General features: G+C 46.2%; 9 protein-coding genes. 4 read left to right on the top strand and 5 right to left on the bottom strand.

The features are described from left to right. Positions 1-4: 4 nt before the first annotated feature. Positions 5-856 (bottom strand): class II fructose-bisphosphate aldolase, encoded by an 852-nt coding sequence (locus tag H9Q79_RS17170; RefSeq protein ID WP_118648716.1) that lies wholly within the window; start codon positions 854-856, stop codon positions 5-7. Positions 857-1489: 633 nt separating this feature from the next. On the opposite strand from H9Q79_RS17170, the gene glnA reads away from it, so the two are divergent. Further along, complete coding sequence (gene glnA, locus H9Q79_RS17165) at positions 1490-2914, top strand: type I glutamate--ammonia ligase (RefSeq protein ID WP_249328799.1); 1425 nt, start codon at positions 1490-1492, stop codon at positions 2912-2914. Between the two features lie 361 nt (positions 2915-3275). Here the strand turns inward: glnA and H9Q79_RS17160 are convergent, their stop codons facing one another. Next, the gene (locus H9Q79_RS17160) at positions 3276-3530 is read right to left on the bottom strand and encodes a hypothetical protein (RefSeq protein ID WP_249328798.1); all 255 of its coding nucleotides are present in this window, start codon (positions 3528-3530) and stop codon (positions 3276-3278) included. A gap of 810 nt (positions 3531-4340) precedes the next feature. Between H9Q79_RS17160 and H9Q79_RS17155 the strand changes: the two genes are divergently transcribed. After that, a complete protein-coding gene (locus tag H9Q79_RS17155; protein WP_118646763.1) occupies positions 4341-4781 on the top strand; it encodes an RbsD/FucU family protein in 441 nt (146 codons plus the stop codon). Positions 4782-5199: 418 nt separating this feature from the next. Here the strand turns inward: H9Q79_RS17155 and H9Q79_RS17150 are convergent, their stop codons facing one another. After that, entirely contained in the window at positions 5200-7002 is a 1803-nt protein-coding gene (locus H9Q79_RS17150) for an L-fucose isomerase (protein WP_249328797.1), read from the bottom strand. A 214-nt stretch (positions 7003-7216) separates the two neighbouring features. Between H9Q79_RS17150 and H9Q79_RS17145 the strand changes: the two genes are divergently transcribed. Continuing rightward, the gene (locus tag H9Q79_RS17145; protein ID WP_118646761.1) at positions 7217-8062 is read left to right on the top strand and encodes a helix-turn-helix transcriptional regulator; all 846 of its coding nucleotides are present in this window, start codon (positions 7217-7219) and stop codon (positions 8060-8062) included. Between the two features lie 22 nt (positions 8063-8084). On the opposite strand, the gene H9Q79_RS17140 is transcribed toward H9Q79_RS17145, so the two are convergent. Then, entirely contained in the window at positions 8085-9149 is a 1065-nt protein-coding gene (locus H9Q79_RS17140; RefSeq protein WP_249328796.1) for an Rpn family recombination-promoting nuclease/putative transposase, read from the bottom strand. A 258-nt stretch (positions 9150-9407) separates the two neighbouring features. Next, positions 9408-10973, bottom strand: coding sequence for a PucR family transcriptional regulator (locus H9Q79_RS17135; RefSeq protein ID WP_249328795.1), 1566 nt, complete (start codon positions 10971-10973; stop codon positions 9408-9410). A gap of 273 nt (positions 10974-11246) precedes the next feature. Between H9Q79_RS17135 and H9Q79_RS17130 the strand changes: the two genes are divergently transcribed. Then, positions 11247-12416, top strand: a complete 1170-nt coding sequence (locus H9Q79_RS17130) for a uroporphyrinogen decarboxylase family protein (protein WP_249328794.1) — start codon at positions 11247-11249, stop codon at positions 12414-12416. Positions 12417-12429: the final 13 nt, after the last annotated feature.

Genomic DNA, 12429 nt, shown 5'->3' with positions numbered 1-12429 from the left:
AGTATTACTCCATTTTTCCGTCACAACCGCAGACCTTCATCCGCGCCTTAACCAGCTCCGTTACAGCAGCCATAGCTGCTTTGCTGTAAGCCTTCGGATCAATCGTATTCGGATTGTCCAGCAGATATCTTTCCACCGCCCTAGTGTAGGCATTTCGAAGCTCCGTAGCAAAATTTACCTTACAGATCCCCCGTTTCACACATCCCTGCACCTGCTCATCCGTCAGTCCCGAAGCGCCGTGCAAAACCAGCGGCACATCCACCGCCTTACGTATCTCAGAAAGGCGCTCCACGTCAAGAACCGGCGTTCCCACATAGAATCCATGGGCAGTTCCAATCGCCACAGCCAAAGAGCTGATTCCCGTCCGCTCAACAAATTCCTTAGCCTCCGCCGGATCTGTATTGGTGTCCGCTACCGCCTCCACCTCATCCTCTTTGCCCCCTACCTTGCCAAGCTCTGCTTCACATGGAATCCCCACAGCGGCAGCCATCTCAGCCACCTGCCTGCTAACCGCTATATTTTCTTCAAATGGAAGCTTCGATCCATCCATCATCACAGACGTATAGCCAGCCATCACACATCGAACCGCCAGCCCAAAGCTGCTTCCATGATCCAGATGCAGACACACAGGCACCGATGCCTTCATCGCTTCAGCCGATACAATAGCCGCATAAGTCTCCACCGACCCATATTTAATCGTAGAAGAAGTAGTCTGAATCATCACCGGCGCACGAAGTTCTTCGGCCGCAGCGATAATCGCCTTAACCATCTCCATATTTTCCGCATTAAAAGCCCCTACAGCATAGCCGCCTCTCCGGGCGTCCAACAACATTTTTTCTGAGGTTACAAATGGCATAATAGCTCCTCCTTATATGTAAGGTATAAATAAAAGTTTCCAAACCGAAACGTTTCGGTTTATTATATTATAAATGCCCAACCCAAAAAAGTCAATTAAATTTCGATTTTGCTTCCAATTGGTCGGGGATGGGGGGAGGGTTTTGGATACCCGGACGAAAGGCTGGGAGGAGGCGAAGCCTTCCATTGCGCCGTCCCTGTTCCGCCCCGCCTCCCCCCACTCTCTCTGGTGATCTAAAACGCTTCACCCAGGTTCCCCGAAAGTGCCATCAGGATCATTTCAGACAGTAATTACTGGCTAATCGCGGCCGACGGGCGCCAGTATTGTTTTATTGAATATTGAAATCTACCGCCTGAGACCATCGGGGTTCCCAGCCCTGGCGAGAGCCATTGTACCGTCTGGAACAGCCAGAAAAGCGGCGGGAGACCTCCGGCGGCTGCGGCCTGCCGGAGGTCTCCCGCTGCTTTTCGTCCGGTCATCCACACCCCTCGCCACAAAACTATAATTTATATTGCAGCACGAAATTACTGTTTTTTTTGGTTGCAATCCTCCTGTTTTTTCGTTATGATAGTGATACATATACTTCGTGGGGAAGACAAAATCATTTATTTTTTATATTTGGAGGGAAATTTTATGGCAATTACTGTGCAAGATTTTATGAACATGATCGAAGCCAACGATATTAAAATGATCGATTTCAAAATCGTTGACATTAATGGGCAATACCGCCATGTCACCATACCGGTACAGCAATTTTCTGCTGATACTTTGACAAGCGGTATCGGGTTCGATGCTTCTAATTATGGATACGCCGTGGTTGAAAAAAGCGACATGGTATTTATTCCGGATCTGGATACTGCCATTGTAGACCCATTCTGCGAGATTCCAACTTTGTCGGTGACCGGAAATGCAATGGTTATTGACTATCCTGAGAACCGTCCTCTCGACCAATATCCCCGAAACATCGTACAAGCCGCTGAGCGCTATATGAAAGAAACCGGTGTGGCAGATACTATGCTGATTTTGCCAGAATTTGAATTCCATTTGTTTGACAGTGTGGGCTGGGCTGTTCAGCCGAACTCCATCAGTATGTCCCTGGACGTTTCACAGGCTCCCTGGAACAGTGCTGTTGAAGGAAAAGGCTGTGTAATTCCTCATCAGAAAGCATACCATGTGGCCAAGCCCTTTGACCGTACCTATGAATGCCGTTCGGAAATGTGTCTGGAGATGGAAAAGGCGGGAATTCCCATCAAATATCATCATCCTGAGGTCGGCGCTTCCGGTCAATTCGAGATCGAACCAATGCTGGGTGAGATGTCAAAAATGGCGGATGCTACCATGATGATTAAATACATCATTCACAATACAGCTCTTAAATACGGAAAAACCGCTACCCTCATGCCCAAACCAGTTTACGGAGAGGCAGGGAACGGTATGCACGTACATATGCTCCTGCTTAAGAACGGAGAGCCGGTATTCTCGGATGATAACGGTTATTCCCACCTGAGCCGGACCGCGCATTATTTTATCGGAGGCCTGTTAAAGCATATTTCCTCTTTATGCGCAATCACAAATCCCAGCACAAACTCATTTAAACGTCTGGTACCAGGCTTTGAAGCTCCCGTCACAGTGGGATATGCAACTTCTAACCGCAGCGCCGTAATTCGCATTCCTGCATATGCAAAGAAGCCCACCATGCGCCGCTTTGAACTGCGGAATCCAGACGCCACCTGCAACCCATATTTGTGCTATGCGGCAATTTTAATGGCAGGTTTAGACGGAATTAAGAACCAGATAGACCCCCACGAGAACGGCTGGGGCCCTTATGATGTGAATCTCTATTCCCTCTCAGATGAAGAAAAATCCAAACTCCAGGCTCTGCCCACATCTCTTGACGCCGCACTGGATGCGCTGGAAGCAGACCACGATTATTTAACCGCAGGCGGAGTATTCCCCGAGCAGCTGCTCCAGAATTTTATCTCCATCAAAAGGCAAGAATGCCTGGAACTGTCGGCAATCCCTCATCCGGCAGAATTTGCACGATACTATAACCTGTAAATATTTAGTTTATCTATTTAATCCTCTATAAACCCTATATTTTCAGGGCATATCGCCTATTCAATATTCAAACCTTATATATTTTCCCTTGTTATTACTCTTATGAGACGAAACAAGGGAAATTTTTTATGCTTCGCTGACCGCGTATTTGTAAGCGCCATCCAAGCAGACAAGAAAGCGGCTGTTTCCGTATAGTCCACTTCCACGACAGTCAAATGCTTCTCTCAGAACATCGCTGTAAACTCTTCTTTATTCAAATTGCGCAAAGTCTATATTCCAAAGTCCTGTAAGTTCTGTTCCGTTACTGCAGAGTGTGATACCGCCCAAAGGTGAGTAGTAATGATATGTATAGTTCATAGGTTTATATCTCCAAATATTTATTATAGTTCGCAAGTGCTTCTGTTCTGTCAGTCATTGTATAGGTGTAGACAGGCGTTACAACTGTCATCCCAAAAGACTGTAAGCGGTCAATGCCGACGGAGAATATAGTAACTGAAGAAAACCAAACACCGTTAACTTCACGTTTAATCTTTCTGATTTTGTCAATCACTTCTGCAAGACATTGGTCTTTTTGTTTTAAATAATCGATTGCACTTTCATCGTATTGAAAATACACTCTTGTTTCACCCCTCGACTTGATTCTGGTTTTGGCTTACAGTATAACATTATCATAGTTTCAAACAATATAATATTGAAATATCGCCTAATATTATCATAATATATTCAATTAAGGATAATTACTCATGAAAAACATACAAAACGATTACATAAACTCCGTCAATTTAAATTCAGGCCCAGGCTTTCCGTATCTCGTACTTGACGTTATCAATGACCAAAGCTATCAGAGAAATTCGAGCTTTCAGGTTATGCATTAGCACGAAGATTTGCAGTTTATCTATATACTTGACGGAGAAATCAAAGTAAAAACATTAGATACATCGGTACGGATAAATAGGGGCAGTGGCATCTTTAGCAATAAATTTTTCAGAGAATTTTATTGACAACCTATGGAAAGCAACAATCGCTCACACTTTTATTGTTTTCAAATATTCAGTTTTGCTTCCAATTGGTCGGGGAGGGGTTTTGGATACCCGGACGAAAGGGTCATTGGTATGGTTTCAGTCAGTAATCGGCGGCTAATTGTGGCCTACTGGCGACAGTATTTCTTTATTGAATACAGAAATCTACCGCCTGAGACCATCGGGGTTCCACCCCTGGCGAGAGCCATTGTACCGTCTTCCGCTGCTTTTCGTCCGGGTCTCCACACCCCTCGCCACAAAACTATAATTTAAACGTTTCGTTTCACTTGTGCATTTTTAAAAAATTCTATTGCCTGAAACCCGACTTTTTTGTACAATATAATTAAATACCGATTTGGAAGGCGGATGTGATCCGTCCTCCCTCAAACGAAAGGAGTATACATATTATGTTAAAGGGAATTCCTCAAATTTTATCTCCTGAACTTCTGAAAGTTCTCTGTGAGATGGGACACAGTGACCGTCTTGTTATTGCAGACGGTAATTTCCCGGTGGAATCTATGGGGAAGAACGCTATTACAATACGCTGTGACGGCCACGGGGTTCCGGAGATCCTGGATGCCATTCTGACTGTATTTCCTCTGGATACCTATGTGGAGCATCCGGTGAACCTGATGGAAGTTATGAAAGGCGATCATGTGGAAACTCCCATCTGGGACACCTATAAGGAAATCATAGCAAAGCATGACAGCCGTGGAGGAGACGCCGTGGGTAATATTGAGCGTTTTGCTTTCTATGAGGAAGCCAAGACCTGTTACTGCATTATTTCTACCAGCGAAAAAGCTCTTTATGCAAATATCATGCTGCAAAAGGGTGTTGTGACCGATTAACATACCGCGCTCCACAACTGAACATGGGCAGGCTTAAAATAGACATGCAAAAAAATAAATATTTAGCGGGATGAACCATATTTTTATGATTTATCCTGCTATTTTTTTAAAACTTTTATAATTTATTTAATCCTTTATCACAGTTTTTTCACAATGTACGTGTATATTCATAATCAAACAAAAGGAGCTTTCCTTTTTACATAAATCTTCTCACTTTCTGCCGGATCGACGTATCCGGCTTTTTTATGGACAAGTATCCGGCTTCTGGGAGCCTGCAGGAATAAAATGGGCAAGGCGGCTTCAGTTCTTCCTCCGCACCATATGAATGACTTTCCTTCTATAAATAAATTCCCCTCCGGGCTAGAGGCATGTTGCTGCAACTGCCGGCCCGGAGGGGAGTTATGACTGATTCAGCTATTTACTTATACAGAGGACCATAGTTCTGGCAGGCCCTGAAATCTGCGCCTTCTCTGTCTTTTGTTCCGAATGCACCCCAGGCGGCCGGACGGAAGATGTCCTTATCAGCCACGTTGTGCATAGCAACCGGAATGCGCAGCATGGAACACATGGTGATCAGATCTGCTCCGATATGTCCATAGGAAATTGCGCCATGGTTGGCTCCCCAGTTACGCATCACTTCATATGCGGTGTTGAAAGCACTTCCCTCTGCTCCGTCACATCTCGGTGCAAACCAGGTGCAGGGCCATGTATAGTCCGTTCTCTTCCAGAGAGTATCAGATACTTCTTCCGGAAGGCTGATGGTCCAGCCTTCTGCAATCTGCAGAACCGGTCCAAGGCCTTTTACAAGATTCAGACGGATCATTGTTGCAGGCATCTCGGCTCTGGTCACGAATCTGGAAGAATATCCGCCGCCACGGAAATATCCGTTGTCAGCCGGGTTCCAGGTTGTAGCTTCCAGAATAGCTTTCTGGTCCGCTTCAGTCACATTCCACCATTCCTTTATCACTCCATTGCCGTTCTCATCCTTCGCTTCTCCGCAGGCATCCAGACAAGCCGCACCGGAATTAATCAGATGAATAAATCCGTTGGCTTCCTTCGCATGTCCTTCCAGCTCATATCCGGTCACACGTTTTACCGCTTCGCCGCTCCAATATGTACGGACATCAGCAAAAATCTGAGGCCTGTTGGTTAAAAGCTTCATGAACAGCATTCCAAGAGAGTTCAGCACGTCATTCTCTGTAGCCAGCACGAACGGCTCACGCGCGCCTTCCCAATCGAAGGAGGTGTTCAGCATCGCTTCTGCGAAATCACAGTTGGGATAGAAGTCTGTCCACTGTCTCTGTCCCTGGAAACCTGCCGCGATTGCGTTATGTCCAAGAGCCTCTTCGGCGAACTTGCTTTCCAGCTTCTTGTTGCCGCGCATCAGGTCTTTGATGATAACCATCATCTTAACAACGAACTCCCACTGCTTGTCTTTCTCTTCTCTGGACTTCTGAATCCAATCCGGATTCTTGTCAAAGCCTTCTTTGCAGTTAGCCTTTGTCCATGCCAGAGCCTTCTGGAATTCTTCTTCATCATAGATGCCTTCTGTCATCCGGCGGATGATTTCCACTTCATCTACAGACTCGACTCTCATTCCCAGATAGGACTCGATGAAATCAGAATCAATGATGGAGCCGCCGATACCCATGCAGATAGAACCGATCTGAAGATAGGATTTACCCCTCATGGATGCGACTGCAACGGCCGCACGTCCAAATCTCAGCAGCATGTCTTTTACATCTGCCGGGATCTCACCGTCGTCCGCTTCCTGAACGTCATGACCATAAATGCCGAAGGCCGGAAGACCCTTCTGCGCATGAGTGGCCAAAACAGATGCCAGATATACGGCGCCAGGTCTCTCAGTAGCGTTCAGGCCCCACACGCCCTTGATGGTCTGCGGGTCCATATCCATGGTCTCAGATCCATAGCACCAGCAGGGAGTAACCGTCAGAGTAATGTCCACTCCCTCTTTTCTGAACTTCTCTGCACACGCTGCGCTCTCTCTCACCCGTCCGATAGTAGAGTCAGCAATAACAACCTTTACAGGCTCGCCGTTGGAATATTTCAAGTTCTCTCTGAATAAGTCTGCTGCCGCTTTGGCCATTCCCATGGTCTGCTCTTCCAGTGATCCTCTTACATCCAGAGGGCCTTTACGGCCGTCAATTGTGGGTCTGATACCGATTACCGGATATCCGCCGACTAATCTTTCTTCTGCCATAATACACATACCTCCATCTTTCATAGAAAATAGTAGTAGTATTCCGGGCGTCATTTCCTCTGAACCGCCCGTTCCGCGGACTCTCTGCCGCAGCTATAATGTTATTATACTATTGAAACGATTAAAATACTTGTGATATAATGGCAATAAATATAACAATATTCACATTTTCAACAGGTTTGGCAAAGAACCTTTCCCATATGGAGGCCTCACTATGCAATATTTAAACTTCAATGAGACAAAACAGCACGGCACATCCAACTTTCCCTTTGAATTCTACCATGTAGACAGCGTCCACCCCAGGTATATTATGAATTATCACTGGCATGTGGAATATGAAATTATCCGCGTCCTGGAGGGCGAGCTGTATATGACTCTGGATGAAAAGGGCTTTTCCGCCGCTGCGGGGGACATCATTTTCATTCACAGCGGCACTCTCCACTCCGGCACACCTTCAGACTGCGTTTATGAATGCCTGGTGTTCGACCTGAATATATTCATGAAACACAATCCCGGCTGCACTCCCTACATCCAGCGGATCATCGACAGATCCGCACTGATCTACCACCACTTCAGTCCCAAGTATGAAGAAATTCACCGGATCATCTGGAATGTATTTGATGCCATGTCTAATAAGCTGTCCGGCTATGAACTCATCACCTTCGGCGAGCTGTACCATTTCTTCGGAACCGTGTTTTCCAGACACTTGTACCTGGAAGACGTCCCGCAGACACGCCGGGACTACAAGCGGATCATGCAGCTGAAAAATGTTCTTGATTTTATAGATAACAACTACGCACTGCCAATCACTCTGGAACAGCTGTCGGCTGCCGCCTCCATGTCCCCCAAATATTTCTGCCGTTTTTTTTATCAGATGACTCACCGAACGCCGATTGATTATCTGAATTATCAACGGATTGAACACGCCTGTTACGAGCTGGCGACTTCCGAAAATTCTGTAACAGACGTAGCTTTTAACTGCGGTTTCAACGATTTAAGTTATTTCATCAAAACCTTTAAACGTTATAAAGGAAAAACTCCGGGAAAATATCACGCCTGATTTGATGAGCCCGCTTCTGTCGCTAAATCTGCTCATGACAACTCATACTATCGCCGGCAGAAGTGAGGCTGTCTCCGCCGCCGGGATGCCATTGCGCGAAGAGAATCTGCACCTCCCGCAGCTCCAGACACGTGACCGCTGCCCCCTCTTCCGCTGAAAATCCTCTGTTAAACAATTCTTTCAGCACATTTTCGGCCATCTTACGTTTTCCCTTCCGTTCACCCTTTTCTTCACCCTCACGGATTAATTCCTGAATTGCAGTGCACATATCAACCTTCTCCTTTCCCTTTGCTTTGCCTGTCTGTGTCCCACGTCCCATAGCTGGCAGCTTAATATCCAAAAAGCACGCAATTAATTCCCCCCTCTCCAAGTCCAGTCTACTGTAATGTTCTCTCTGTTCTTCCAGCAGCCGCTGAAGGCCTTCCTTGTCTCCCATGACCTTCAGAAGTTCAAATACTTCCCGCAGCCCCGTATGGAAGCTGCCGCTGTTCACGGTTCGGCTGCTGACCAGATTGATCCGGTAGTCTGAAAAATACTTCTGATATGCTTTTAATTCCTCTGGAAATTCCAGCATATCGTGAAGACTCAAAGCCCCATCCCAGTCCTGATCCTCTCCGTAATAAAAAACCAGCGAAAGCACAGGAATGAGCCTGTCCTCTTTTTTTATCCCGGAAAGGAACTCCGCACCGCGCCGGAGCCGTTTTTCTCTCCGATTTCTCTTTGACAAGGCCTTCACCTGACGGGCGTAGGCGATAGCGTCATACATCAGCATACGGACAGGCATCCCGTAATCTGCCATCCTCTGTCCCTCAACCCCCAGCATCACCTGCAATAGCCCCTCTGAAAAACCGCAGCTTCTGGAACTGTCGCGTATCCGGTAGGTAATAAGACGTCTCTTATCCAGCCCTTCCTCTCCTGCCAGTGCCTTTTCATTGATCTGCGACAGCATTTCCGGCCGGATTACCTGAGTTCCCGCAAAAAGGGAACCATTGAACAAATCAGCGAACACCTCAGGGGCCGCTAACGCTTCATACACTTCCGCATCATGCGCTTTCAGGACTGCATGTGCGTTTGGACGCTCTGTCATTCACCCTCCTTTCGGGTGGATTCTCTCTCATCGTTCAGAATCCTCCCTGACTGTAATTGTGGAATATCAGCATAGAATTCTAAGAACTGCGAACAGCAGAATTGAGAAAGAATGGACCTGCCCGAAAGGGTCTTGCATCCATAAAGAGTAATAGAAATATATGCTAATTTAATTATATTTTCTCGCCTGTGAAATGTCAAGCAAAATGAGTAGGAAGTCCATCTTATTTTTCACCCGTTATTAAAGTTTATAAACTTTTCACTTCAGGCCGGCAACTGAGGAAATGTTTTCACCGTTATAATTAAAATGCTCCATAATTTCATAAGACAAGGCAAGATATACCCTGTCCCGGTAATTGTCCAAACGGATTCCTGTCAGCTTTTCTATTCTGCTCATCCGTTTCAGGAAAGAGCTCCTGGCGATATACAGCTCCTTAGAAGCCGCAGCCGCATTATATTGAAGCCGGATAAAGGTCTTCAGCGTCAGATTCAGCTGTGTATGATTCTCTTCATCATAAGCCATCAGTACGCCAATAGCCCGGTGACAGATCTGATCCGGCATAAAATTCTGATACCCGCGCCGCAGCAGATGCTCATAGGCGTAATCATCAAATTTGAAATACCAGTACGTGGTATCAGTCAGTGGGCCTTCCTCCAACGCAATCTCTGTCTGCCGGTAAGCCGTTTTCATCAGAAACAGATCCTGGAACTTCCTGCTGACTCCTGCCTGTAACAGGCTTTCCCTCAGAAAATATGCCAAATCCTGGTGAAAATAATTATCCGCCGTACTTTCATATTTCGTCAGATTTACAAGAGCGATAAATTTCGACCGGTACAACAGGCAGCAGGTTCCCGGCCATATCCCCTCCAGACGGGCCGCCAGAGCCGCTGTCGTATCCTTTCCGTTATCGGTAAATCCGGAGGTAAACTGAATAAGACAATATGTATCCTTCAGCCCGAACTCTCTGCTGTTCAGCAAACGGTTCAAATGATCCTGGTCCAGGCTTTCTCCGTCCAGCAGCCGCATCAGAGCTTTCTTAAAACGTGTGTCACTTTTTTTCACTCGCCAAAACGTGCCAAACATATCATACAGTTCTTCCACATACTGTGCCAGGACCAGCAGCAGCTGAGCATGATACCTGTTAACCGCCGGATCTTTCGACCAGGGAATTCCCAGGCGTCCCACATATTCACCCGAATGGAAAATATTCTTATGGATCATATTTTCCACGCATACATATTGAAACACCTCTTGTATATTCTGTAAGCCGTTGAAATCCGGCATGGCATTGAGCTGATTAATTTCTTCCAGAGGTAAATAATTATTATCTCCCACATATTTATCCTCAAAACCACACTCAAAAGCCAGCCTCTTTGAATACCCCACATAACGGAACTGAGTATCCAGCAGTGCTACCGGAGCATCAATCAGTGTATCACAGCTGTGCAAAATGGCATTATAGCTGAAATACGTATGAACCGCGTCTTCCAGATTATTCTCCAGTTCTTGAAACATTTCAAAGATCTCCAACACCTGGTTGAACACTTCGGTCAGCTGCCTTTCTTCCGGTATCGCTATATACTCGTTAGGATTCCCCTTCAGTTCCTGTTCCGAAAACCCCAAAAAAAGAAAAATTGCCCCTTCGCATACGGCTACACTTTGTATACCGTAGCTTTTATCCATGACTATAAAATGATTTCGTATTTTATCCATCTTATCCGGAAACATAGGACGGGTCACTTGATAGTTTTTGGACAGATGGGCGAATGCAGCAGGATATTTCTTGTGAATCCAATAAAAAAGCAAATCTCCATGAATCTTCATTCTTCTTTTCCCCTTTTTATCTATACTACAGATTATATCCCATACATTCTTCAGAAGCAAGACATTTGTGGTATTTACGCAGGCTATACCTGCGAAATACAATAAGTATATAAACCAAACTTAGGCAGGAGGCATTCGCCCTATTTCTCTGACGAGAAGCCGGCATCCTGACAAACTGGCAAACCACCAGGCAATCGACGGCGGCAGAAGCTGCTTTTATGAAGCCAGCCGTCTTGCCTATCAAAATTTATAAAATCAGGAGGTATCGTAATTATGACAAGAGAACCCTATAACAGAGAAAAAGAACACGAAATCATCGGCACCTATCCGCCCATCAAGGGAATGGAGATCGGCATGAATCCAGGCAGCGGAATTGCCTATGTTCCGGAAACTCCCCGATTCTACCGCCCGATTCCACGTTATCAAAACTTTCATATGCTGTTCGAAGGGAAGACTCCCTACTGGATTCCTAATAACGGTTGGATGTTCTGTGATATTAACGAATTCCGGCCGAGACAAGTACCTGACTGCCCGGCCCACCACCAATGCCTGGACGGAGGCGGCGTGGTAGATTATGAGGCGCAGGGAAAAACAGCCATCGGCTGGTTTAATATTCCATTGGAATGGGAACCGCTGTCAATGGGGGCCACCACACGTCCGGGCCATCCCGCTTTAACTGATATGAGTAACTGGGAAGATGTGATCTCTATTCCCGATCTGGATGAAATCGACTTCGTAGAAATGAAAGCCATGAATACAAATTATTTGGGAACCGACAAAGCGAATCAGCTGGGTATCCAGCTGGGCCTGTGGGAACGAATGATGCAGCTCATGGATGTCAGCAACGCAGCCATGGCTCTGCTGGATGAGGATCAGGAAGATGGCATTCACCGTTTTCTCGACAAACTATCTGATTTTTATATTGACTATATCCGCAGAGTATCAAAAATCGGACGGATTGACAGCGTCATGCTCCATGAGGATTGGGGAACCCAGAAGGGTCCTTTCTTTTCACTGGCCACATGCCGGCAGTTCTTTGTACCGCCGATGAAAAAAATAGTGGATGCCTGCCATGAACTTGGCATTGTATTTGAACACCACTGCTGCGGAAAAGCCGAAACACTCGTGCCCGCCATGGTAGAATGCGGCACAGATTTCTGGTTCCCCCAGGCATCTATTAATGATGTGGATAAACTGATAGAAACCTATAAAGACGAGCATATTACCTTCTCGGTCAGCAGCCCCCTGCTTCCCAAAGGTTCCTCTGAAGCGCAGATCCGTGAAATGGGGCGTGAATTCGTGGATAAATATAAAGATAAGGGTATCCTGTTCTGTCAGGATGTATCTATCTCTGATCCAAACCATGATCCTTCTCTGTATCCTATTTTTGAAGATGCAGTCTATGAATACAGCAGGCTGGCTTACCAGGACGCTGATAGTTAACCTATTAAATACA

The organism is Wansuia hejianensis, assembly GCF_014337215.1.
GTDB classification, from domain to species: Bacteria; Bacillota; Clostridia; order Lachnospirales; family Lachnospiraceae; genus Scatomonas; species Scatomonas hejianensis.
The sequence above is the reverse complement of the archived record's forward strand: the minus strand, read 5'-3'. Positions and strand labels throughout refer to the sequence as shown.

Bases quoted from the DNA above. Each gene is read 5' to 3' on its own strand.
- H9Q79_RS17170 (WP_118648716.1), bottom strand. From the start codon at position 856: ATGCCATTTGTAACCTCAGAAAAAATGTTGTTGGACGCCCGGAGAGGC.
- glnA (WP_249328799.1), top strand. From the start codon at position 1,490: ATGGCAATTACTGTGCAAGATTTTATGAACATGATCGAAGCCAACGAT.
- H9Q79_RS17155 (WP_118646763.1), top strand. From the start codon at position 4,341: ATGTTAAAGGGAATTCCTCAAATTTTATCTCCTGAACTTCTGAAAGTT.
- H9Q79_RS17150 (WP_249328797.1), bottom strand. From the start codon at position 7,002: ATGGCAGAAGAAAGATTAGTCGGCGGATATCCGGTAATCGGTATCAGA.
- H9Q79_RS17145 (WP_118646761.1), top strand. From the start codon at position 7,217: ATGCAATATTTAAACTTCAATGAGACAAAACAGCACGGCACATCCAAC.
- H9Q79_RS17140 (WP_249328796.1), bottom strand. From the start codon at position 9,149: ATGACAGAGCGTCCAAACGCACATGCAGTCCTGAAAGCGCATGATGCG.
- H9Q79_RS17135 (WP_249328795.1), bottom strand. From the start codon at position 10,973: ATGAAGATTCATGGAGATTTGCTTTTTTATTGGATTCACAAGAAATAT.
- H9Q79_RS17130 (WP_249328794.1), top strand. From the start codon at position 11,247: ATGACAAGAGAACCCTATAACAGAGAAAAAGAACACGAAATCATCGGC.